The sequence below is a fragment of the Caballeronia sp. BR00000012568055 genome (assembly GCF_029439455.1).
In the GTDB taxonomy this organism is placed as follows: domain Bacteria; phylum Pseudomonadota; class Gammaproteobacteria; order Burkholderiales; family Burkholderiaceae; genus Caballeronia.
The window spans coordinates 111,503-133,647 of sequence record NZ_JAQFVG010000301.1; the positions used below are offsets into that span (position 1 = coordinate 111,503).

Sequence of the window (22,145 nt, forward strand, 5' to 3'; positions counted from 1 at the left end):
CACGGAAATATGCACGCATGACGCGTATCGACTTTCACACGAATGTCGGCGATCCGCTCGCCTACGCCTGCCGCCTCGCGCGCAAGGCGTACGCGAGCGGCACGGCGCTGATCGTGCTGGCGGAACCGCGTCGTCTTGCCGCGTTCGATGAACAGCTCTGGACCTTCCAGCCGCTCGAATTCGTGCCGCACTGCCTGGCAAAAAGCCCACACGCGCAAGACACGCCGGTCGTGCTCACCTCCAATCTCGACGATGCGCCGCATCATCAGGTGCTGGTCAATCTCGGCGCGCCGGTGCCTGCGCAGTTCGCGCGCTTCGAGCGTCTGATCGAAATCGTCGGTGGCGATGAAGACGAGCTTGCGTCCGGGCGCGAGCGTTTCCGTTTTTATCGCGATCGCGGTTATGCGATCGAAACGCACAAGCAAGGCGGTTGAGCGAACATAGTTTGCAACGCTGACGCGCTAAGGTTCGCCGATAAAACCGGAGACATCGCACATGACGCAAAAGCCCGATTCCTTCGATGCATCCATTCCCACGCTGACCGACGTCGTCGTGCCCGGCAAGCCGGAATACGCGCGCGCGCCGTCCGCCGATCACGCCGCGATGGAATACGACGCCGCGCAAGTGGCCGAGCGCGTGCGTGGCCGCGTCACGCAGCTGCTGAACGGCGAAGCGCGCGCGATTATCGAAGCGCGCGTGCAGGAAGTGCTGCGCGAGCATTCGGCCAAAATCGTCGCGGATATCACGCGGGAAGTCGCGACATCGCTGGAAGGGCGCATGCGCGTGTGGATCGGCGAAGCGGTGGAAGAGGAATTGCGCCGTCAGCGCGAAGCCTGAGGTTTATCGAGCGACAAAATCCAGTCGGCGAGCGCGAGCGCCTGATCGTGCGTGACTTGCGTGTTCGCGGGCATCGGCACCGGCCCCCAGACGCCCACGCCGCCTTCGACGATCTTGCGCGCCAGTTGCTTCTGCGCGCCGTCCACATGCGCGTATTTCTGCGCGACGCTGCCGAACGACGGCCCCATGAAATTGCGCGATACCGAATGGCAGCTCATGCAGTTATGGCTTTGAGCGAAGGCGAGCATCGACGGGGGCGGGTTTTGAACGTCTTGCGCGTGCGCCGAAGCCCAGCCGATCATCAGCACGATTCCCGCGACGACGCTTTTTATCTTCGTGTCCATTCCGGTCTCCCGACGCTCGCGCGCTAAGAGTACACGGAGAATGGGCGGAGGGGCGCTCGGTAGCGCCCCTTATTGTTGCAAAAAGCGGTTGCTAAAAGCGGTTGCTAAAAATTTAGCCGGTCACCGCGCCCTTGTTCGCCGGCCCTGCCAGCGCAGCGAATTTCGCCAGCACGCCACGCGTGTACTTCGCCGCAGGCTGCTTCCACGCCGCGCGCCGCTTCGCGATTTCCGCATCGTCCACGTTCAGTTGCAGCAGCAGCTTATGCGCGTCGATGGTGATGGAGTCGCCTTCCTGCACCAGCGCGATGGTCCCGCCCGCGAACGCTTCCGGCGCGACGTGGCCGACCACCATGCCCCACGTGCCGCCCGAAAAACGGCCATCGGTAATCAGCCCGACCGACTCGCCCAGTCCCTTGCCGATAATCGCGGAAGTCGGCGCCAGCATCTCCGGCATGCCCGGGCCGCCGACCGGCCCGAGATAGCGCAGCACGACCACATCGCCTGCCTTGATTTTGTCGGCGAGAATGGCGTCCATCGCGCTTTGCTCGTCGTCGAATACGCGCGCGGGTCCGGTGATGACCGGATTCTTCAGGCCCGTGATCTTCGCCACCGCGCCGTCTTCCGCGAGATTGCCGCGCAGAATCGCCAGATGGCCTTCCTTGTACAGCGCCTGCTCGATCGGGAAAATCACCTTCTGATCCGCGCGCGGCTTGCTCGGCACGTCCTTCAGTTCTTCCGCGATCGTGCGTCCGGTAATCGTGATGCAATCGCCATGCAGCATGCCCGCATCGAGCAAAATCCTGAGCACTTGCGGAATGCCGCCGGCCTTGTGCAAATCCGTCGCTACGTACTGACCGGACGGCTTCAGATCGCAAATGACGGGCACTTTCTTGCGCATGCGCTCGAAGTCGTCGATGCTCCATTCCACTTCCGCCGCGTGCGCAATCGCCAGATAGTGCAGCACGGCATTGGTCGATCCGCCCGTCGCCATGATGAGCGCCACGGCGTTTTCAATCGACTTCTTGGTGATGATGTCGCGCGGCTTCAAATCCTTCTTGACCGCTTCGACCAAGACACGCGCCGACTCCGCCGCCGAATCGACCTTTTCCTGATCCGGATTCGCCATCGTCGATGAATACATCAGCGACATGCCCAGCGCCTCGAACGACGAGCTCATGGTATTCGCCGTGTACATGCCGCCGCACGAGCCGGTGGACGGGCACGCGTTCTTCTCGATGCCCTTGAAATCTTCCTCCGACATGCGCCCCGCCGTGAACTCGCCGACCGCCTCGAACGACGACACGATGGTCAAATCCTGCCCCTTCCAGTTGCCCGGACGGATGGTGCCGCCGTACACGTAAATCGACGGCACGTTCATACGCGCCATGCCGATCATCCCGCCCGGCATATTCTTGTCGCATCCGCCGATCACCACCGCGCCGTCCATCCACTGTCCCTGCACGGCCGTTTCGATGCAGTCCGCAATCACTTCGCGCGATACCAGCGAGTACTTCATGCCTTCGGTGCCCATCGACATGCCGTCGGAAATGGTCGGCGTGCCGAACATCTGCGCGTTGGCGTCGGACTTTTTGATCGATTCGATCGCGGCGTCCGTCAGGCGTTGCAGGCCCGCATTGCACGGCGTGATGGTCGAATGGCCGTTCGCCACGCCGATCATCGGCTTATCGAAATCTTCTTCCTTGTAGCCGAGCGCGTAGAACATCGAACGATTGGGCGAGCGCGCGACGCCCTGAGTGATGTGTTTCGAACGGCGATTGAAGGCCATGATGTGTGCTCCTGAGGGGATTTTTTTGATGTCGTTCCGCAAGAATGATGCGCCCGGATACGCCTGTCCAATATATTATTCAGGCTCTATTAGGTCGCAAAACATATCAATTCGATGGAACTGCGATTACTCCGCTATTTCGTGACCGTCGCCGAGGAAATGCACTTCGGCCGCGCCGCCGCGCGTCTGGCGATGACGCAGCCGCCGTTATCGCAGGCCATTCGCGCGCTGGAGGAATCGCTTGGCGTGGCGCTGTTCGTGCGCACGAAGCGGTCCGTCGAGTTGACGCCGGTCGGCAAGGACTTGCTGCCCGACGTGCGCCGTCTGCTCGCCCAGGCCGATGCGTTGCGTCCGCTGGCGCAATCGCTGGCGCGCGGCGAGGCGGGCGTGTTGTCGCTGGCGTTCGTATCGACGGCTGATTACGGCCTGCTGCCCGCGCTGCTGCGCGAATTCGGCGCGCGTTATCCGGGCGTGCGGTTGCAACTCACCGAAGCCACCAGCGATGTGCAGATCGAAGAACTGGTGGCGGGGCGCATCGACGCGGGCCTGGTGATTCCGCCGCTGCCGCCGCGCCACGCGATGTCGCTCGAATATCTGCCGATCGCGCGCGAACCGCTCGTCATCGCGATGTCGGCGGATCAGGCGGCGGCGCTGAACCCGGACGAAGACAGCGCCGTCGATCTTCACGAACTGGCCAGCGCGCCGCTCGTGATCTTTCCAAGACGTCTCGCGCCCGGCTTATATGACATGATTATGGGTTGCTACGGCGCGGCGGGCCTGACGCCACGCATCGGGCAAGAGGCGATTCAGATGCAGACCATCGTGAGCCTCGTGTCCGCGGGCATGGGCGTGGCGCTGGTGCCGCAATCGCTGCGTCATCTCAGACGCACGGGCGTGGTGTATCGTCCGTTGCTCGGCGCCGGTCCGATTGTCGAGACGGGACTCGTGTGGCGCGCGGCGGAAGTGAGTCCGGTGCTTGCCGGGTTCATCGATATCGTGCGTTCCCGGGCCGCCGCTGCCATTGCTTTATGATTCTGGCCTTCGAAGTCAGCTTTTCGACCACATACGATGCTCATTCACCCGAATTTCGATCCCGTCGCGATCCACCTCGGACCGCTCGCCGTGCGCTGGTACGGCCTTATGTATCTGGTCGCGTTTATTTCCGCGATCGTCATCGGCCGGCTGCGTCTGCGGCTGCCGTACGTCGCGGCGCAAGGTTGGACGCCGAAGGATATCGACGACATGCTGTTCTACGGCGTGCTCGGCACCATTCTCGGCGGGCGGATCGGCTATGTGCTGTTTTACAAGGCGAGTTTTTACGCCGCGCATCCGCTGGATATATTCAAAGTCTGGGAAGGCGGAATGTCGTTCCACGGCGGCTTCCTCGGCGTGACTTTGGCGATGGTGCTGTTCGCGTTTCAGCGCAAACGCACCTGGCTTCAGGTCACCGATTTCGTCGCGCCGATGGTGCCGTTGGGTCTTGCTGCGGGGCGGCTGGGCAACTTCATCAACGGCGAGTTGTGGGGCCGCGTGACCGACCCGAATTCCCCGTGGGCGATGCTGTTCCAGAACTCCACCAACGACGACGCCATCTGGCTCGCGAAGAATCCCGCACTCGATGCGCAATGGCATCTGACGGAGATCTTCGCGCGCTATCACATGCTGCCGCGCCATCCGTCGCAGTTGTACGAGATCGCGCTGGAAGGGCTGGTGCTGTTTATCGTGATCTGGACGTTCTCGCGCAAGCAACGGCCCGTGGGCGCGATTTCGGCGCTGTTTCTGATCGGTTATGGATTGGCGCGCTTTACGGTGGAATTCGCGCGCGAGCCGGATGATTATCTCGGTCTGCTGGCGTTCAATTTGTCGATGGGCCAATGGCTTTCGCTGCCGATGATCATCGCCGGGATCGCCATGATGATCTGGGCGTACAAGCGCAATCTGCGTTTGCCGCCGGAGTCGGCGCGGGTTTCCTGAGCGATTTTCTTTAAGTAGCCGCCGCGATGGCGGCTACTTCCAAACGATTTAACGCCCCATCTGCACCGAACCGTTCACATCCACCGTCACGGTCGATGTACCCGCTTCCATCGCGATAGGCGCGGCCATCTTTGCATCGGCGCTCATGGCGCGCGCCTGCATCATCATGACGGGGCGCGGCTGCACGCCGCCGCGTCCGACATTCACTTCCCGAATCGTGAAATTGCTGTAACCGAAGGCTTGCGCGGCGGTTTGCGCCTGCTTGCGGAACGAGTCGATGGCCTGCGTCACGAGCTTCTGCTCAGCCGTGCGCTGCGCTTCCGGCGACAGCGAAAACGCCACGCTGCCGACTTGCATCGACGAACTCATCTTGCCTGCAAGCTTCGATGCCGCCGCAAAGTCGTGCGATTCGAGCACGACTTCCGTACGACCGCGCCACGCGGAAATCTTCCCGTCACGATCCGTCGATGGATACACGCTGAACGAACCACTCTTCGCCGTCACGCCATCGACGCCTTTGGCTTCGCGCAGGGCGGCATCGGCACGTTGATTGAGCGTGTTGGTGAGCGTGGAGGGATCGGCGGCTTCCTGCTCGTAGAACAGGGTGATATCGACGGTATCTTGCGGCACTTGCGAACTCGCCTGCGCCGATAAGGACAGCACGCCCGAAGGCTGCGGATTCACCACCGTTTGCGCGGCGGCGATTTGTGAGAAGGTGAGCGCGGCGCCGGACATCGCGAGGAGCGAGAAGGCGGCGGCAGTTTTCTTATTGCACATGAACGGACTCCAGACGCATAAAAAATCGCGTGATTTAATCGCGTGATTCGCGACGCCCGTTTAGGCGCTGCGTCCGTGTCCTAAGTTCCGGCGTTAGACGAGACGTTCGGTAATAAAGCGCCACTGCGCATCGGTGACCGGCGTGATCGACAATCGATTGCCGCGCGCGAGCACCTGCATATCCGCGAGCTCCTCGTGCGCGCGCAATGTGGCGAGCGAGATCAACGGCGTCTTCTTCACGAACTTGACATCGACGAGCATCCAGCGCGGCGTTTCCTGCGTGGATTTCGCATCGTAGTAGGGGCTTGTCGAATCGAATTGAGTGGGATCGGGATAAGCCGTCGAGCACACCTTGGCGATCCCTGCGATGCCCGGCTCCGGACAACTCGAATGATAGAAAAGCACGCCGTCACCGATCTGCATCTGATCGCGCATGAAGTTGCGCGCCTGATAATTGCGAACGCCCGTCCACGGCAGCGTTTTCTTCGCTGCGTGCGCGAGATGATCGATGCTCGCTTCGTCCGGTTCGGACTTCATCAGCCAGTAGCGCATAAGAGCGTGGATGCTTAGATGCGTGGATAAAACAAAAACGGCACCGGAGATCCGATGCCGTTTATTGAATGAGGTCCCCGCCACGGCCGCTAGGCCGGCATCCTGAACCTGGGTTCAAGATTGGTCGCGGTAAGCAACACTTCGGGTACATCGGACTAGCGACGCGCGCGCCCGTGTTACAAGGTTCCGCAACCGTGCCAATGTAGCATTGGTTCAAGGAATATATGACCTTGGCGAACCAGGCAGGGAAACGTCACTCTACACCAATCGAATGTTGATTGCAGCGGTGCGGCGGTTTCTTTTTTCGATTGACTTTGCACGTCGATTGACGCGCGGCAATCCAAAACTCAGTGCGTCTCGTATTGCGCAATCACAGCGCCGAGCTGCTCGTTCATCGAGTGCATGGTGCGGCGAATTTCTTCGGCGGGGAAGGCCTCGCCATGACGCACGCTGTCCTGCAACTTAAGCAATTCCGACGCCAGCGAAAGCGCTGCCATCACCGCGATACGATCCTGCCCGCGCACGCTGCTCGCATTGCGCACCTTGTTCATTTCCGCGTCCACGCGTGCGACGGCTTCGCGCAATGCGCCTTCCGTTTCCGGCGAGCACGACAGACGATACTGCTGCCCGAGAATGGATACTTCGATCTGCGTGGCACTCATGCCTTCTCTCCGTGATGGTGCTCGCCGTTCATCGCCGCATGCGCTTCCGACGATTCGGTTTCGAGCAGATCCAGTTGATTTTCGGCTTCGGCATGATGCGCGGATTTACCGCGCGGCAATTTTTCGAGGATTGCGTTGAGGCGCACTTGCGCGTCGTCGATCTTCGCGGAGAGCGAGTCGCGTTCGCCTTGCAGCGCGTCGCGTTCTTCACGCATTTGCACGAGTTCGGCCTGGACGTTGGCGTAGTCGGAACGCAGTTGTTCGAGTTGTGCTTCAAGCGCCTGACGCGCCTGATTGTGGCGCTCGCTGATCTGGATCAGCCGGCCGATATTTCCTGACAATGATTCGAGTTCGGTGAGCATGTGCTGCGTCCTCTAAAGACCTCGCATTCTAGCGCGGATCAACGTAGCTTCAGGTAAAAGTCTCGTTTCGAGACGTAACAACACGCGATAAGCGTGCATCACGATGCATTCGTGTGCGGAAAGCGTGAGTGCTTACATAGAGCGTCGAGAACGGCTTTGGTTCGATGCGATGCGCGGCCGGTTCCGTTTCTTGACGGTCCCAACCCGCACTCCTACACTTGCCGCACTTTTGGTGCTCGCGCCCGCTTTTCACGAGCGGCGCAGTCAAACGGGAAACAGGGAGCGAAGTCCTGCGAATGAATCAGGACGAGTCAACCTGTGCTGCCCCCGCAACGGTAAGCGACAGCCACGCAAGTTGCAAGTCGTTCCAGGCGCGTTTTTGCAGGAAGTCCGTATGAAGAAGCGGTCTCTGCAAGAAACGTGACCACGTCACTGCGCGTGTTTTCATGCGCGCGGGAAGGCGGAACGAATCGTCGCCAGCCCGGATACCGGCCAATCGTCATGCGTGTTCATCGTCAGGTTTATAGGCGATGAGCGCGCGCGTCGCGCTTGAGTCTCGCGGGGAGCGGGGCTGCGCCAGCCTCCATCACTACCTACAACTATGGGCTTGTCCCCGCATCGTTTTGTCATTGCCGGCAGTGTGCTGCTGGCGAATCTTTCTTATGCCGATACGCTCGCTCCTGTCATCGTCACCGCGACGCGCACGCAGCAGGCACTCGCCGATTCGATCCCGCAAACCTCGCTGTTCGATGCGCAAGATATCGCCGACGCCAACGCGCCCGATGCGCTCGGCGTGCTCGCGCTTGCGCCCGGCGTGCAGATCACGCGCAACGGCGGGATTGGCGCGACTTCAGGCATCTACATACGCGGCGCGTCTTCGACGCAGTCGCTGGTGCTGATCGATGGCGTGCGCGTGGAATCGGCATCGCTCGGGACGGCGCAATTGTCGCAACTGATACGCGATCAGATCGACCATATGGAAGTGGTCAATGGCAATGTGTCGGCGCTGTATGGATCGAGTGCGATCGGTGGCGTCGTGCAAATTTTCACGAAAGAGGGCGAGCCGCATCCGCCGCGTTTTTACTTCGAGACGGAAGTCGGCAGCTATCACACGCAGCGTCAGGCAGCGGGCGTGAACGGCGCGTTCGATAAGGAAGGCCGCACCACCTTCAGCTTCGATGTGTCGCGTGAAAAGACCGACGGCTTTTCATCGATAGATCCGGCGAAAGCGCCGAACGCCAATCCGAACGCGAACGGTTACCTGAACGAGAGCGTTGCCGCGACCATTCGGCATAAGTTCACCGACAACTGGGACGCGGGCGTGCGCTTTCTGCAATCCAACGGCATCAACAGTTATGACGATGCCTACGGCCTGCCGACCGATATCAACGAATCGCACAATCGCGTGCGGTCGATGTCGGTGTTCGCCAACGGCAAGATCACGGATTTCTGGACCACGCACGTCACCATCGCGCAGGGACAGGACCGCGCGAATCCGCAGCAGAACGGCGTCTATACGAGCCTGTTCAATTCGGAGAACCATCAATACACGTGGCAGAACGACTTCCGGCTCAACGAGAATCACAAGTTTGTGCTGGGCTATGAGCATCTGGATCAATCGCTCGATTCGGATCAGTTCAGCGCGCCGGATCGTCATGTGAATTCGGTTTTCGCAGGCTACACCGGGCGCTTCGGCCCAAGCGATGTGCAAGCCAACATCCGTCACGACCAGTACTCCGATTTCGGCGGCGCAAACAGCTACTACCTGGGCTACGCCTACAACTTCGATGCGAACTGGCGCGCGAGCGCGAGCTACAGCGCATCGTTCCGCGCGCCGAGCTTCGACGACCTCTACTATCCGTACAGCGGCAATCCATCGGTACAGCCGGAATATAGCCATTCGGCCGAGGCGGCAATTCAGTACGCATCGGCTAAGCTGGGTGTGTTGCGCGTGACCGCGTTTCAGACGCGCTATCGCAACCTGATCGATTATGTGGATAACGGCAGCGGCTTTTATATCGCGCAGAACGTGGGGCGCGCGAAGGTGCAGGGCATCGAGGGATCGTGGCAGGGGCATCTCGGCAAGACGGACGTGCGCGCGGGCGTGACCTTCCAGAATCCTGTCGATGAAACCAATGACGTCGATCTTGTGCGTCGCGCGCGGCGTTTTGCGACGCTGTCGGCGCATCGGTCGATCGGGCGCTGGCGCGTGGGCGGCGAGTGGATCGTGAGCGGCGAGCGCAGCGATTACGGCTCGAATCTCGCGGGCTACGGCGTGATGAATCTGTCGGCGCGTTATGACATCACCAAGGCGTGGTATGTGGATGCGCGCATCGACAATCTGTTCGACAGGAATTATGAGCTTGCTTATACGTATAACCAGCCGCGTCGCGGGGCGTATGTCACGTTGGGATGGCATCCGTCGTGAGCGTTGAATCGCGCGCGCCGCGTTCGCTTGTGCGACCGATGAGCTTTAGCCGCGCTGCCTGCATCTGGGCGATGCTCGGCATGGCCGTGCTCGTCGTCTTCATCGCTTCCTTGTCGATGGGCAGCGTGGCGTTGCCTTTGTCTCGTGCGCTCGGCGCGTTGACGCATTCCGGCGCGCCCGATATCGCCGATGACATCGTGCTCACCTTGCGCCTGCCGCGCGCACTCGCAGGCTTCGCTACCGGCGCGCTGCTCGCGATGGGCGGTGCGCTGCTGCAAGTGCTGCTGCGCAATCCGCTCGCGGAGCCGTATGTGCTGGGCGTGTCCGGCGGCGCGGCCACTTTCGCGCTTGCCGCGATGCTCGCGTCCTCGCCGTGGTGGGGCGTGAATCTCGCGGCTTGCGTGGGCGCGTTTGTATCGATCGTGCTGGTGCTCGGGCTGTCGCATCGCGATTTGTGGCGCGGCGAGCAGGAAGCGTCGCCGCGTCTGTTGCTGACGGGCGTGGTGATCGCGGCGGGTTGGGGCGCGCTGATTACGCTGATGCTTAGTGTCGCGCCGGAGAATCGCTTGCGCGGAATGGTGTTCTGGCTGACCGGCGATCTGAACGGATCGGCATCGCCGTGGCCTGCGCTCGTGGCGCTTTGCATCGCGTTGGTCGCGATGATTCCCGTCGCGCCGCAACTCAACGTGCTCCTGCGTGGCGACATCGCCGCGCGTGCGCTCGGCGTGCCGGTCGCGCGATTGCGGGTGCGCGTGTATCTGGTGGCATCGCTGGCGGCGGCGGCTGCGGTGACGACGGCGGGGACCATCGGCTTTGTCGGACTCGTGGTGCCGCATTGTCTGCGGCTCGCGTTCGGCAACGATCAGCGCATGCTCGTGCCCGCATCCGCGCTCGGTGGCGGGCTGGCCGTGATGAGCGCCGATCTCGCCGCGCGCACGGTGATCGCGCCAGCGCAATTGCCGGTTGGCGTCGTGACCGCGCTGGCCGGCGTGCCGATGTTCCTGTGGATGCTTCTGAAGAGGCCACGATGATGCGCCTGCAAATCGACGGCATCGCTTTGAAAGCAGGCGAACGCACGCTGATCCGCGCGCTCACGCAGCCTGTCGATGCGGGCGAGATGTGGTGTATCGCCGGGCCGAACGGCGCGGGCAAGACGACGCTCATCAACGTGTTGGCGGGCTTGACGAATCCCGCGTCGGGCCGTATCGAACTGAATGGACGCGCGCTTGCGAAATGGCACGCGCCCGAGCTCGCGAAAGCGCGCGCGCTGATGCCGCAAGCCACGCACGATGCCTTCAGCGCCACCGTGCTCGATACGGTTTTGCTCAACCGCTTTCCGCATCTGACGGGCTGGGGTTGGGAGCGCGAAGAAGATCAGCACGCCGCGCTGGAAGCGCTCGATCGCCTCGGTCTTACGGCTTTGAAATCGCGCGATGTGCTGACGCTGTCGGGCGGGGAACGTCAACGCGTCGCGCTGGCCGCGTTGCTGTGTCAGGACGCGCCGCTGCTCTTGCTCGATGAACCGCTCGCGCATCTGGATTTGCATCATCAAATCGACTGTCTGCGTGCGCTTGCTGACGAAGCGCATGACAAGAACCGCACGGTGATTTTCTCGTGCCACGATCTCAATCTTGCGCGGCGTTTTTCCACGCACGCGCTGTTACTCGATGGAAACGGCGGCGCACTTACCGGTCCCGTCACGGAAGTCCTGACGCCGGAACGCGCGAGCGCGGCGTTCGGCTATCCGCTGACTCTGATTCGCGGTGGCGAGCATGAAGCGCTTGTACCGCGCATCACTTAACAAACAAGGAACGCGATGTCTTTGCCTACTGTCCAGCCGCTGTCACGCGAACTCGAAGCCGAACTGCGCCGCGTGGTCGATATGAAAACGAAGCCGCCCGGCAGTCTCGGACGGCTCGAATCGATCGCGCTGAAGATGGGCTTGATCCAGCGCACGGCGAAGCCGCGCATCGAGCGTCCGGCGATGATCGTGTTCGCAGCAGATCACGGTATCGCGCAGGAAGGCGTGAGCGCGTATCCGCAGGAAGTGACCGCGCAGATGGTCGCGAACTTTCTGGCGGGTGGCGCGGCGATCAATGCCTTGTCGCGTTCGGTCGGCATGACGCTCGAAGTGGTCGATGCAGGCGTTGCATCGCCGATTCCGCTGGAAGGTTACGAGCGTTTGTCGCTGGGCGCGGGCACGCGGAATTTTGCGCACGAAGCGGCCATGACGCGTGAGACTGCGCTTGAAGCTATCGCGCGGGGCGCTGCGCGCGTGCGGCATCACGCATCGCTTGGCACGAATGTGATTGGCTTCGGCGAAATGGGGATCGCGAATACATCGGCGGCGGCGTGTCTGATGAGCCGCCTGTGCAATGTGCCGATCGACGAATGCGTTGGACGTGGCACGGGTCTCGATGATAGCGGCGTGATTCACAAGCGCGATGTGCTGGCCAAAGCGCTCGCGTTTCATGCGCGGACCACAGACGCGATCGACACACTCGCCACGTTCGGCGGCTTCGAAATCGCGATGATGACGGGCGCGTATCTCGCCGCAGCCGAATCGAACATGACGATTTTGGTCGATGGCTTTATCGCCACATCCGCGTTGCTGGTGGCATCGAAAATTGCGCCGGAAGTGCTCGATTATTGCGTGTTCGCGCATGCATCGAACGAAGCGGGGCATCGGCGCATGCTCGAACATTTCGATGCCGCGCCGCTCTTGCAACTCGATCTGCGTCTGGGCGAAGGCACGGGCGCCGCGCTCGCGCTGCCGATTCTTCGCGCAGCCGTCGCGTTCGTCGATGAAATGGCGAGCTTCGAGTCGGCGGGTGTATCGAATAAATCGGTTTGAAGACGAACAGATGAATCGCGCGCAGGACGAGCTTCGCTATTTTTTCACCGCGTTGGGGTATTTCACGCGTGTGCCGGTGCCGCGTTGGGTCGGCTTCGAGCGTGAGTATCTGAACGCGGCGGCGCGCTATTTTCCATTGATCGGCGCGATGGTCGGCGGTGTTGCCGCGTTGGTTTATCTCGTGGCGCTACGCGTGTTTCCTGCGGGCGTTGCCGTGCTGCTGTCGATGGCTGCGACGCTGGTTCTGACCGGCGCGTTCCACGAAGACGGCCTCGCCGATTGCGCCGATGCATTCGGCGGCGGTTATACGCGTGAAGACGTGTTGCGCATCATGCACGATTCGCGCATCGGTGCGTTCGGGGCGATTGCGTTGGTGATTGCGCTGGCGCTGAAGTGGCAAACGCTTTCTGCCATGCCTGCTCAATACGTCGCATGGCTGATGGTCGCCGCGCACGCCGCGAGTCGCACGTTCGCGATCAGCTATCTCGTGACGCTCGATTACGTGCGCGCCGAAGGCAAAGCGAAGCCGGTTGCGCAGCGCATGTCCTTATCGTCGTTTGTGATCGCGATGGTCTTTGGTTTGCCGTGGCTTTTCGTGTTCGATTGGAAGCTCGCGTGCGTTACGTTGATCGTGCTCGCCGTGCTGCGGTTTCTGATCGGCCGATACTTCGTGAAACGCATCGGCGGATACACGGGCGATTGTTTGGGCTTCTCGCAACAGGTCTTCGAAATAGCGATTTATCTGACGGTGCTTGCATGGATCTCATCCTGATTCGCCATCCGCAAGTCGCGATCGATGCGGGCATTTGCTACGGCCAAACCGATGTGCCTTTGCTGCATGACGTAAATGAATCCGCGCGCGTAATCGCAACGCGCATGAAGGCGCTCGGCGTGCCATCGTCAGTGGATGGATGGCATACGAGTCCGTTGCAGCGATGCGCATCGCTTGCGCGGGTTCTTTCTCAGACTCAGAAGATCGATCCACGCCTGAGCGAAATCGACTTTGGCGCATGGGAAAACAAAGCGTGGGATTCAATCGATCGCACCGTATTCGATAACTGGGCCGCCGATCTTGCAGACTCACGCCCACACGGCGGCGAAAGTCTTGCGCAGTTTGCATCGCGCGTGCTTGATTGGTTTAGCGAAGTATCTGCGGACTCGGTTCACGTCGTCGCACATGCAGGCGTAATGCGCGTGCTCGCCGCGCATCTGCTTGGTATCGACCGGGAAACCGCACTGAACTGGTCGCTCGATTTCGGCGGCGTCGCGTGGTTCAGGCGGGCGCACGGCAAGTGGCTGCTGGTGCGCTGGAACGCTTAGTTATTTGGGGCGTTTTTCGCGCGCGGCCTGCAAATCATCGCAAAGCCGCGCCGCACCTTGCGCGAGTCGCGGCGTCGGCCGATTGATCAGATCGCCGTCGATACCGAACAGATTCCCACGCGCCACCGCCGTCAGCGATGGCCACTTCTTCCATCGATCGAGCGCGGGCAGCGGGCGATCGGGTTGCGTCGCGCCCGGCGTCGCGGTGACGATCGCTTCGGGATTCGCGGCGAGCACCGCTTCGGTCGATATCGTCGGCACGCGCAGCTTTTCCGCGCTGAACACGTTGATGCCGCCGCACACGCCGATCACTTCGCTGAACACGTTATCGCGATTCAGCGTCATAAGCGGATCGTCCCAGACCTGATAGAACACGCTGACGGACGGCTGCTGCGCATAACGCGCGCGCAATCTGGCGATATCGTTCGTGAACGCCGAAGCCGCCGCGTGCGCGCTTTTCTCAGTGCCAAGCAAAACGCCGAGCTTGTCGATATCCGACGCGATATCTGCGAGATGCCGAGGCTCGCTATAAAAGATCGGAATGCCGAGCGCGCGCAGCCGATCCATCTGGCGTTCCGCGCTGCCATGCCGCCACACGACGATCAAATCCGGATGCAGCGCCGCGATACGTTCGAGATCGAGCGCTTTGTTATCGCCGACGCGCGGAACCGACTGCGCTTCCTTCGGATAATCGCTGTAACTCACCGCGCCGACGATGCGCGATCCGCCGCCCGCCGCGAACAGCAATTCCGTGACATGCGGCGCGAAACTGACGACGCGTTGCGCGGGCTGATCGAGCGTGACCGTCGCGCCGCTGTCGTCGGTGACGGTGAGGGCGGCGTGGGCTTGCGCGCTTGCGATCAGTAAAGCGAGAAGCGTCAGGCGCATGCGTCCGCCCATGCGCGTTCGAAGCGCGCCCATTCGCCTTGCGCGCCGGGCAAGCCGATGCGCAGGCTTGGTTCGTTCGTATCGAACAGACGTGTCCAGATGCCGTGTTGCGCCAGCGCGTGTTGCAACGACGCGGCGCGCGGCGTTGGTATCCACGAGAACAGCGGCGTGGAATGCACGTCGAAGCCGTATCGCGCGATGATCGCGGCGAGCCGCGCGCCATCTTCATGCAGGCGTTCGCGCGTTTCGTTTTGCCATTCGTGGTCGGCAAACGCGGCCATGACTGCGTGACGCGCCGGACCGCTGACGGTCCACGCACCGAGTGCGCTTGCCAGTGCATTCAGCAATTCAGGCGCAGCGAGCACGAAGCCCGCGCGAATGCCCGCGAGACCGAAAAACTTGCCCACCGAACGCAACACGATAAGTCCGTCGCGCGTGGTTTGATCGGCGAGTGAGGCGGAAGGATCGACGTCGGCGAAGGCTTCATCGACGATCAGCGTGCCGCCGCGTTGCGTCAGTTGCGCGTGCCAGCGCAGCAAGGTTTCGCGCGAAAGACGCGCGGCGGTCGGGTTGTTCGGATTGGCGACGATCACGTAATCGAGCGTTTCCGGCAAATCGTTTTTGGCGATATCCAACGCGACAATCCGATGCCCCGCACGCGCCAACGCTGGCGCATATTCGCCGTACGTCAGCGGTGCAACGCCCGCGACGCCAGGTTTAAGCAGCGAGGGAATCGCGCGAATCGCGGCTTGTGAACCAGCCACCGGCAGCGCAAAGGAAGCGCCGTAATACTGCGCCGCGCACGCAGCAAGACCATCGTCCTCTTCGGGCAAACGACGCCACGCGTCGGGCGGCACAGGCGGCACCGGATAACCCAGCGGATTGATGCCCGTGGAAAGATCGAGCCAGTCTTCCAGCGCGATGTCATAGCGCCGCGCGGCTTCGCGCAGATTGCCGCCGTGTTTGATGTTCGTATCAGCCATGCGTGGTTGCGCCGAGCAGCGCGAAAATCATCAGAATCGCCAGCCATAAGAACACGGATCGCTCGACCAGACGCAACGCGGCGACTACGTGACGCGGCGTGGCATCGTGACCCGCGCCGAGCGTCGGACGCGTCTCGAGCACGCCGTGATACACCGCCGCGCCGCCGATCAGCACGTTCAGACTGCCCGCGCCCGACGCCATCACCGGACCGGCGTTCGGGCTGTCCCACGCGCGCGCCTGCGTGCGCCAGCAGTGCCAGGCCATGCGTGTATCGCCGGTGAGCGCGTAGCTCGCGGCGGTCAGGCGCGCGGGGATGAAGTTGAGCGCATCGTCGAAGCGCGCGGCGGCCCAGCCGAAGCGCAGATAACGCGGCGTGCGATAACCCCACATCGCGTCGAGCGTGTTGGCGAGGCGGAACATCAGCGCGCCCGGACCGCCTGCAATCGCGAACCAGAACAGTGCGCCGAAGATCGCATCGTTGCCGTTTTCCAATGCCGATTCGACCGCCGCGCGTGACAAAGCGTTTTCATCGGCCTTGGATGTATCGCGTGAAACGATGCGTGCGGTCAGCGTGCGCGCCTGGTCGAGATCGCCGAAACTGAGCGCGCGCGCGATCGGCGCAATGTGATCGCGCAGACTTTTTGCACCGAGCGCGAACCACAGCAGCAGCACATGCACGATGCACGCGTACGAAAACGGCAGCACGCTGACGACAAGCCACGCGATCAATACCGGCGGCATGACTGCGATGATCCACGCCAGAATCCCCGCCGGCCGCGCGCGATGCCCCGTGTTCATCCGCGCTTCGAGTTTCGTCGCGAGCGTGCCGAAGCCGACCAGCGGATGACGCGTGCGCGGTTCGCCCAGCAGCCGATCGACGATCACGCCGAGCACGGCGAGCAAAGCCATCGAATAGACGGTGAGGAGCAGCATCGCGCGTCAACCTTTGAGCGTGAGCGGCAGGCCCGCCGCCATGAACAGCGCGCGCGTGCTCGCTGTGGCGACGCGCTGATTCAGGCGTCCGAGTTCATCGACATAAAGGCGCGTGACGGAGCCGAGCGGCACCACGCCCAAACCGATTTCATTGCTCACGACGATGACTTTGCCGCGCGTTTTGCGTAGCGCTTGATCGAACGCATCGAAGGCGATGCGCGCTTCGTCGGGGAGCGTGGCGATGTCGGCCGTATCGGACGAAAAGAGCAGGTTAGCGAGCCACAAAGTCAGGCAATCGATCAGCACGCAATGACCTTCGCGATCCGCTTCGTTCAGCGCGCCCGCGAGATCGACCGGCGCTTCGACCAGATGCCAATTTGCAGGCCGACGCTCGCGATGCACTCGCACGCGCTCCGCGAACTCATCATCACCGATCCGCGCCGTGGCGATATACGTGACCGGCGAGCCGCTCTCAAGTGCAAGCCGTTCGGCATAAGCACTTTTGCCGGAGCGCGCGCCGCCGAGCACGAAGGTGAGATCGTAAGAATTCATGGCGACATTGTAACGGCGGGCTAAGATGGCGCGTCATACCTCCAAACGCACCAAACATGCCATTCACCCCACGCGGCACGCTGATGATCCAGGGCACCACGTCCGATGCCGGCAAGAGCACGCTCGTCGCGGGCCTGTGCCGTCTGGCGCGGCGCGGTGGCGTGCGCGTGGCGCCGTTCAAGCCGCAGAACATGGCGCTGAACAGCGCGGTCACCGTCGATAACGGCGAGATCGGCCGCGCGCAGGCTTTGCAGGCGATTGCGGCGGGCGTGGAGGCGCGCATCGACTTCAATCCGGTGTTGCTCAAGCCGACCAGCGATCGCGGCGCGCAGGTCATCATCCACGGTCACGCGCACGCGAATCTCGATGCGCGGGCGTATCACGAGTACAAGCTGATCGCGCTCGATGCCGTGCTTCAGTCGTACGCGCGTTTGCGTCACGAATTCGATGCGGTGATCGTCGAAGGCGCGGGCAGTCCGGCCGAGATCAATCTGCGCGATCGGGATATCGCGAATATGGGCTTTGCGGAACGCGTCGATTGTCCGGTGGTGCTGGTGGCGGATATCGATCGCGGCGGGGTGTTCGCGCATCTCGTCGGCACGCTCGCGTGTTTGTCGGAGAGCGAGCGGGCGCGGGTGCGTGGGTTCGTCATCAACCGGTTTCGCGGGGATATCGCGTTGCTGAAGCCGGGGCTGGATTGGCTGGAAGCGCAGACGGGCAAGCCGGTGCTCGGGGTGCTGCCGTATCTGCACGGACTTACGCTCGATGCCGAAGATATGCTGCCCAGCCAGCGGCATACGCACGGCGCGCAGACGCAGTTGAAAGTGATCGTGCCGGCGTTGCCGCGCATCAGCAATCACACGGATTTCGATGCCTTGCGGGCGCATCCGCAAGTCGATTTTTCTTATGTTCGTGGCGGGGCGGCGGTGCCTTCGGCGGATCTCATCATTTTGCCTGGCTCGAAAAGCGTGCAGCGTGATCTGGCGTGGCTGCGTGCGAATGGCTGGGATCGCGCAATAGAACGCCATCTGCGATACGGCGGCAAGGTGCTCGGCATTTGCGGCGGCATGCAGATGCTCGGACGCGAGATCGATGATCCGTTGGGCGTCGAAGGTTCTGCCGGAAGCGTGAACGGACTGGCGCTGCTCGATCTGTTCACCGAACTCACGCCGGAGAAGCAGCTTGAAAACGTCACCGGGCGATTGATGGTCGATGCAACCCGCGCGCCGGTTCGCGGCTACGAAATCCACATGGGCCGCACGCGCGGTTCTGCACTTGAGAAGCCGCTGGTCGCGCTGGATTCGGGACGCATCGATGGCGCGATTTCCGACGATGGCCAGATCGCCGCGACCTATCTGCACGGCCTATTCGATACACCCGAAGCCTGCGCCGCACTGCTCGCGTGGGCGGGCGTTGCGGATGCGCAGGCGCTGGATTATCCGGCGCTGCGGGAGGCTTCGTTGGAGCGGTTGGCGGATTCGTTCGAGCAGTCTCTCGACATCGACGCAGTACAGGCCATCTTCGCTCAATAAAGAATCATCTGCGTACACCTGAACATCGCAATTAGCTTCCCATCTTCGTTGGTCACGGTCGCATCCCAGACCTGCGTGCTGCGCCCCAGATGCACCGCAGTCGCCTTCGCCAGAATCTTCCCCTCACGCGCAGTCGATACATGATTGCTCTTGAGTTCGAGCGTCGTAAAGTTCTGCGCCTTCTCCGGCAAATGCGCGATACACGCGTACCCGCAGCACGTGTCCGCTAAGCCAACAACGGTCGCCGCATGCAGAAACCCATTCGGCGCGAGCAACTCCGGCCGAATGGCCAATTCGCCGCTCAACGTTCCCTGATCGAGCGACGTCACCACGATCCCAAGCAACTCGGGCAAGCGTCCTTTCTGTCGATTGCGCAGAAATTCGATTGTTACGTCGGGGCGAAGTGTCGTCATGATGGTCACGAAGTCGAGGAACAAAAAACGCACGGCCATTCGGCCTATGTGCCGGATTGGTCAAATTTTGCCGATAATATCAACGCTCGAAATCATGCACCTGTTCTTCAAACGATGAAAACCGCGCGCCGGCATCGATCCGCCGGCGCGCCGGACAAACTCCGGGACATTTCATGACCGTGATCGTGGTAGCTAATCCGAAGGGCGGCGTCGGTAAAAGCACGCTCGCAACCAATCTGGCCGGGTATTTCGCCGCCAACGGCGAATGGGTCGCGCTCGCCGACCTCGACAAACAGCGCTCCTCGCACGCGTGGCTCGCGCTGCGCGTGGACACGTTGCCGAAAATCGAAGAGTGGGGCGTCGATCTGGATTTGCCGGTGAAACCGCCGAAAGGTCTGGATAAAGCCGTGATCGATACGCCCGCCGGCGTGCACGGCAATCGCCTTTCGCTGGCGCTGGAACTGGCCGACAAGATCATCGTGCCGATTCAGCCGTCCATGTTCGATATCCTCGCGACGCAAGACTTTCTGACGAAGCTCGCGAAAGAAAAAGCCGTACGCAAAGGCGCGATTCAGGTCGGCATGCGGGTCGATGCGCGCACGCGCTCGTCGGAGCAACTGCATCGCTTTGTCGAAGGGCTGGATTTGCCGGTGCTCGGCTATCTGCGCGATACGCAGAACTACGTGCAACTCGCCGCGCACGGACTCACGATCTGGGACGTCGCCAAAAGCCGCGTCGAGAAGGATCTGGAGCAGTGGGAGCCGATCATCGACTGGGTGGAGAAAAAATAAAGCCGGCCTTCCATGACGAAGCGCCGGCTTGTCCCACGCTAAAAGCGCAGGGAAATCACGTCCAGTTTTGCGTCGGTACGTGATCGCGGCTGCCTTTGATGCGGTTATCGCCATCGACGAAAACGAGGTTCGGCTTCCAGCCGGCCTTGATCTCGTTCTCGTCCACCGACGCGAACGCCGCGATGATCACCAGATCGCCCAGTTGCGCGCGCCGCGCGGCGGAACCGTTCAGCGAAATCATGCCGCTGCCGCGTTCGCCCTTGATTGCGTAGGTGGTCAGACGCTCGCCGTTGTTCACGTTCCAGATGTCGATCTGCTCGTTTTCCAGCAGATTCGCCGCTTCCAGCAGGTCTTCGTCGATCGCGCAGGAGCCTTCGTAATGAAGCTCGCAATGCGTGACCGTGGCGCGGTGAATCTTCGATTTCAGCATGGTGCGCTGCATGTCGCTTTCCTTCAGATTTCCAGATTGTCGATAAGACGTGTCGTGCCGAGCTTCGCCGCCGCGACGACGACGAGCGGTGCATCGGTGTCCGCTTCGGTCGGCGGCAGCAGGTTCGAACGCTTGCGCACGCTGATGTAGTCGGGCTTCCAGCCGCGTTCGGCGAGGGCGTTCATGGCATCGCGTTCGAGCGCGGCGATATCGCGCTTGCCGGAGAGGATCGCTTCGCGCACGCGTTGCAGTTGCAGCGCGAGTTGGGGCGCTTCGGCATGTTCCGCCGCCGACAAAAACCGATTGCGCGACGACAACGCCAGACCGTTCTCTTCACGCACCGTCTCCGCCGCGATGATCTCGGTCGGCAGCGCGAACTGATTGCACATCGCGCGCACGATCATCAATTGCTGATAGTCCTTCTTGCCGAACACCGCGACGCGCGGCTGCACGCACGACATCAGCTTCATCACCACCGTGCACACGCCCGTGAAAAAGCCCGGCCGGAATTCGCCTTCGAGAATATCGCCGAGATTGTGCGGCGGATGCACGCGATACTCCTGCGGCTCCGGATACATATCGCGCTCGGTCGGCGCAAACAGCACGTAGACGTTCTCTTTTTGCAGCTTTTCGATGTCGTCCTGCAAAGTGCGCGGATATTTATCGAAGTCTTCGTTGGGTCCGAATTGCAGACGGTTCACGAAGATGCTCGCCACGACGGGATCGCCGTGCTGGCGCGCGAGACGCATCAGCGAGAGATGACCTTCGTGGAGATTGCCCATCGTCGGGACGAAGGCGGTGCGGTTCTGGCCGCGCAATTGATCGCGCAGTTCGTGGATTGAGCTGATGACTTTCATCGAGCGGGTGTCTCCTGGCGGGCGTCGCGTATGAATCGCCCGAGGCAAGGGTAGAAAAAGACTTAAGCGGGAGCGTAGGCGAGTCGCACGTAGATCGGCGCGAAAGGCTCGGCCTGCGTGATTTCGATCAGCGATTCGCGCGACAGCTCCAGCATGGCGATGAAGTTCACCACGACCACCGGCACGCCGCGCGAGGTGTCGAACAATTCGGTGAATTCCATGAAGCGCGCCGTTTGCAGGCGACGCAGAATGACGCTCATATGTTCGCGCACGGACAATTCCTCGCGCGAAATCTTGTGATGTTGAACCAGCTTCGCGCGCTTGATGACGTCGGCCCAGGCGCTGCGCAAGTCGGCCATATCGACATCCGGGAAGCGCTGTTCGGCGGATTGTTCGATATAGATATCCGCGCGCAAGAAGTCGCGCCCGAGTTGCGGCAACTGGTCGATTTTCTGTGCGGCGAGCTTCATCTGCTCGTATTCGAGCAAGCGGCGCACGAGTTCGGCGCGCGGATCTTCGGCGTCTTCGCCGGTATCCGCTTTCTTGACCGGCAGCAGCATGCGCGACTTGATTTCGATCAGCATGGCCGCCATCAGCAAATATTCCGACGCCAGTTCCAGATTCGATTCGCGAATCTGATCGACATAGCCGAGATATTGCGCGGTGACATCCGCCATCGGGATATCGAGCACGTTGAAGTTCTGCTTGCGGATAAGGTAGAGCAGCAGGTCCAGCGGGCCTTCGAACGCTTCGAGAAAGATTTCGAGCGCGTCGGGCGGAATGTAGAGATCGGTCGGCAGCTTCCAGAGCGGCTCGCCGTAGAGATGCGCGATTGCCACGCCGTCGATGGTATCGGGCGTGGAATCGGT

The 22,145-nt window shown here is 61.7% G+C and carries 26 protein-coding genes, 1 other RNA gene and 1 riboswitch; of the genes, 12 read left to right on the forward strand and 15 right to left on the reverse strand.

Annotated elements, in window-relative coordinates; translation table 11 throughout:
• Positions 1-17: 17 nt before the first annotated feature.
• Together P7F28_RS19815 and P7F28_RS19820 are read left to right on the forward strand one after the other, a co-directional pair.
• Positions 18-434: a DNA polymerase III subunit chi gene (locus tag P7F28_RS19815; protein ID WP_277186285.1), complete on the forward strand. Its 417-nt coding sequence runs from the start codon at positions 18-20 to the stop codon at positions 432-434.
• 61 nt (positions 435-495) lie between these two features.
• Positions 496-837 (forward strand): DUF2486 family protein, encoded by a 342-nt coding sequence (locus tag P7F28_RS19820; RefSeq protein WP_277186286.1) that lies wholly within the window; start codon positions 496-498, stop codon positions 835-837.
• On the opposite strand, the gene P7F28_RS19825 is transcribed toward P7F28_RS19820, so the two are convergent.
• Together P7F28_RS19825 and ilvD are read right to left on the reverse strand one after the other, a co-directional pair.
• On the reverse strand, positions 822-1,181 hold the full coding sequence (locus tag P7F28_RS19825) for a c-type cytochrome (RefSeq protein WP_306805952.1): 360 nt from the start codon (positions 1,179-1,181) through the stop codon (positions 822-824). The genes P7F28_RS19820 and P7F28_RS19825 overlap by 16 nt on opposite strands.
• A 112-nt stretch (positions 1,182-1,293) precedes the next feature.
• Positions 1,294-2,967 (reverse strand): dihydroxy-acid dehydratase, encoded by a 1,674-nt coding sequence (gene ilvD / locus P7F28_RS19830; RefSeq protein ID WP_277186287.1) that lies wholly within the window; start codon positions 2,965-2,967, stop codon positions 1,294-1,296.
• 114 nt (positions 2,968-3,081) lie between these two features.
• On the opposite strand from ilvD, the gene P7F28_RS19835 reads away from it, so the two are divergent.
• Positions 3,082-3,999 carry a LysR family transcriptional regulator gene (locus P7F28_RS19835; protein WP_277186288.1) on the forward strand — a complete coding sequence of 306 codons (918 nt, stop codon included), beginning with the start codon at positions 3,082-3,084 and terminating at the stop codon, positions 3,997-3,999.
• A 36-nt stretch (positions 4,000-4,035) separates the two neighbouring features.
• A complete protein-coding gene (gene lgt / locus P7F28_RS19840) occupies positions 4,036-4,941 on the forward strand; it encodes a prolipoprotein diacylglyceryl transferase (RefSeq protein WP_277186289.1) in 906 nt (301 codons plus the stop codon).
• 48 nt (positions 4,942-4,989) lie between these two features.
• Here lgt and P7F28_RS19845 read toward each other — a convergent pair whose 3' ends face one another.
• The 5 genes from P7F28_RS19845 to P7F28_RS19865 all read right to left on the reverse strand — a co-directional run bounded on the left by P7F28_RS19845 (position 4,990) and on the right by P7F28_RS19865 (position 7,294).
• A complete protein-coding gene (locus P7F28_RS19845; protein ID WP_277186290.1) occupies positions 4,990-5,718 on the reverse strand; it encodes an SIMPL domain-containing protein in 729 nt (242 codons plus the stop codon).
• Positions 5,719-5,811: 93 nt separating this feature from the next.
• Positions 5,812-6,270: an EVE domain-containing protein gene (locus tag P7F28_RS19850; protein ID WP_277186291.1), complete on the reverse strand. Its 459-nt coding sequence runs from the start codon at positions 6,268-6,270 to the stop codon at positions 5,812-5,814.
• A gap of 70 nt (positions 6,271-6,340) precedes the next feature.
• Positions 6,341-6,522, reverse strand: a non-coding RNA gene (gene ssrS, locus P7F28_RS19855) — 6S RNA.
• Positions 6,523-6,617: 95 nt separating this feature from the next.
• Positions 6,618-6,932 carry a cell division protein ZapA gene (locus P7F28_RS19860; protein WP_277186292.1) on the reverse strand — a complete coding sequence of 105 codons (315 nt, stop codon included), beginning with the start codon at positions 6,930-6,932 and terminating at the stop codon, positions 6,618-6,620.
• Positions 6,929-7,294 (reverse strand): ATPase, encoded by a 366-nt coding sequence (locus tag P7F28_RS19865; RefSeq protein WP_277186293.1) that lies wholly within the window; start codon positions 7,292-7,294, stop codon positions 6,929-6,931. The genes P7F28_RS19860 and P7F28_RS19865 overlap by 4 nt, the downstream gene beginning before the upstream one ends.
• 213 nt (positions 7,295-7,507) lie before the next feature.
• A riboswitch (cobalamin riboswitch) is annotated at positions 7,508-7,806 on the forward strand.
• A gap of 89 nt (positions 7,807-7,895) precedes the next feature.
• Here P7F28_RS19865 and P7F28_RS19870 point away from each other — a divergent pair.
• Genes P7F28_RS19870 through cobC form a run of 6 tightly spaced genes read left to right on the forward strand, consistent with a single transcriptional unit; the run spans position 7,896 to position 13,896 of the window.
• Complete coding sequence (locus P7F28_RS19870; protein ID WP_277186294.1) at positions 7,896-9,722, forward strand: TonB-dependent receptor domain-containing protein; 1,827 nt, start codon at positions 7,896-7,898, stop codon at positions 9,720-9,722.
• Positions 9,707-10,753, forward strand: a complete 1,047-nt coding sequence (locus P7F28_RS19875; protein WP_277186295.1) for an iron ABC transporter permease — start codon at positions 9,707-9,709, stop codon at positions 10,751-10,753. The genes P7F28_RS19870 and P7F28_RS19875 overlap by 16 nt, the downstream gene beginning before the upstream one ends.
• The gene (locus P7F28_RS19880) at positions 10,753-11,523 is read left to right on the forward strand and encodes an ABC transporter ATP-binding protein (RefSeq protein ID WP_277186314.1); all 771 of its coding nucleotides are present in this window, start codon (positions 10,753-10,755) and stop codon (positions 11,521-11,523) included. The genes P7F28_RS19875 and P7F28_RS19880 overlap by 1 nt, the downstream gene beginning before the upstream one ends.
• A 15-nt stretch (positions 11,524-11,538) precedes the next feature.
• The gene (gene cobT, locus P7F28_RS19885) at positions 11,539-12,576 is read left to right on the forward strand and encodes a nicotinate-nucleotide--dimethylbenzimidazole phosphoribosyltransferase (RefSeq protein ID WP_277186296.1); all 1,038 of its coding nucleotides are present in this window, start codon (positions 11,539-11,541) and stop codon (positions 12,574-12,576) included.
• Positions 12,577-12,586: 10 nt separating this feature from the next.
• Positions 12,587-13,348 carry an adenosylcobinamide-GDP ribazoletransferase gene (locus P7F28_RS19890; RefSeq protein WP_277186297.1) on the forward strand — a complete coding sequence of 254 codons (762 nt, stop codon included), beginning with the start codon at positions 12,587-12,589 and terminating at the stop codon, positions 13,346-13,348.
• Positions 13,333-13,896 (forward strand): alpha-ribazole phosphatase family protein, encoded by a 564-nt coding sequence (gene cobC, locus P7F28_RS19895; RefSeq protein WP_277186298.1) that lies wholly within the window; start codon positions 13,333-13,335, stop codon positions 13,894-13,896. The genes P7F28_RS19890 and cobC overlap by 16 nt, the downstream gene beginning before the upstream one ends.
• On the opposite strand, the gene P7F28_RS19900 is transcribed toward cobC, so the two are convergent.
• Genes P7F28_RS19900 through cobU form a run of 4 tightly spaced genes read right to left on the reverse strand, consistent with a single transcriptional unit; the run spans position 13,897 to position 17,253 of the window.
• Positions 13,897-14,796 carry a cobalamin-binding protein gene (locus tag P7F28_RS19900; protein ID WP_370467363.1) on the reverse strand — a complete coding sequence of 300 codons (900 nt, stop codon included), beginning with the start codon at positions 14,794-14,796 and terminating at the stop codon, positions 13,897-13,899. It lies immediately after the preceding gene.
• The gene (gene cobD, locus P7F28_RS19905) at positions 14,775-15,767 is read right to left on the reverse strand and encodes a threonine-phosphate decarboxylase CobD (protein ID WP_277186299.1); all 993 of its coding nucleotides are present in this window, start codon (positions 15,765-15,767) and stop codon (positions 14,775-14,777) included. The genes P7F28_RS19900 and cobD overlap by 22 nt, the downstream gene beginning before the upstream one ends.
• A complete protein-coding gene (cbiB, locus tag P7F28_RS19910; protein ID WP_277186300.1) occupies positions 15,760-16,701 on the reverse strand; it encodes an adenosylcobinamide-phosphate synthase CbiB in 942 nt (313 codons plus the stop codon). The genes cobD and cbiB overlap by 8 nt, the downstream gene beginning before the upstream one ends.
• Before the next feature lie 6 nt (positions 16,702-16,707).
• A complete protein-coding gene (gene cobU, locus P7F28_RS19915) occupies positions 16,708-17,253 on the reverse strand; it encodes a bifunctional adenosylcobinamide kinase/adenosylcobinamide-phosphate guanylyltransferase (protein WP_277186301.1) in 546 nt (181 codons plus the stop codon).
• A 56-nt stretch (positions 17,254-17,309) separates the two neighbouring features.
• Here cobU and P7F28_RS19920 point away from each other — a divergent pair, with 56 nt between their 5' ends.
• The gene (locus P7F28_RS19920; protein ID WP_277186302.1) at positions 17,310-18,785 is read left to right on the forward strand and encodes a cobyric acid synthase; all 1,476 of its coding nucleotides are present in this window, start codon (positions 17,310-17,312) and stop codon (positions 18,783-18,785) included.
• Here P7F28_RS19920 and P7F28_RS19925 read toward each other — a convergent pair.
• Positions 18,779-19,198, reverse strand: coding sequence for a PaaI family thioesterase (locus P7F28_RS19925; RefSeq protein WP_277186316.1), 420 nt, complete (start codon positions 19,196-19,198; stop codon positions 18,779-18,781). The genes P7F28_RS19920 and P7F28_RS19925 overlap by 7 nt on opposite strands.
• Before the next feature lie 173 nt (positions 19,199-19,371).
• Between P7F28_RS19925 and P7F28_RS19930 the strand changes: the two genes are divergently transcribed.
• Positions 19,372-19,989 (forward strand): ParA family protein, encoded by a 618-nt coding sequence (locus P7F28_RS19930; RefSeq protein ID WP_277186303.1) that lies wholly within the window; start codon positions 19,372-19,374, stop codon positions 19,987-19,989.
• A gap of 55 nt (positions 19,990-20,044) precedes the next feature.
• Here the strand turns inward: P7F28_RS19930 and panD are convergent, their stop codons facing one another.
• The 3 genes from panD to P7F28_RS19945 form a co-directional block, all read right to left on the reverse strand.
• Positions 20,045-20,431, reverse strand: coding sequence for an aspartate 1-decarboxylase (gene panD / locus P7F28_RS19935; RefSeq protein WP_277186304.1), 387 nt, complete (start codon positions 20,429-20,431; stop codon positions 20,045-20,047).
• 11 nt (positions 20,432-20,442) lie between these two features.
• A complete protein-coding gene (gene panC / locus P7F28_RS19940; protein WP_277186305.1) occupies positions 20,443-21,276 on the reverse strand; it encodes a pantoate--beta-alanine ligase in 834 nt (277 codons plus the stop codon).
• A 62-nt stretch (positions 21,277-21,338) separates the two neighbouring features.
• On the reverse strand, positions 21,339-22,145 hold an 807-nt coding region (locus P7F28_RS19945), incomplete at its 5' end, for a ScpA family protein (RefSeq protein WP_277186306.1).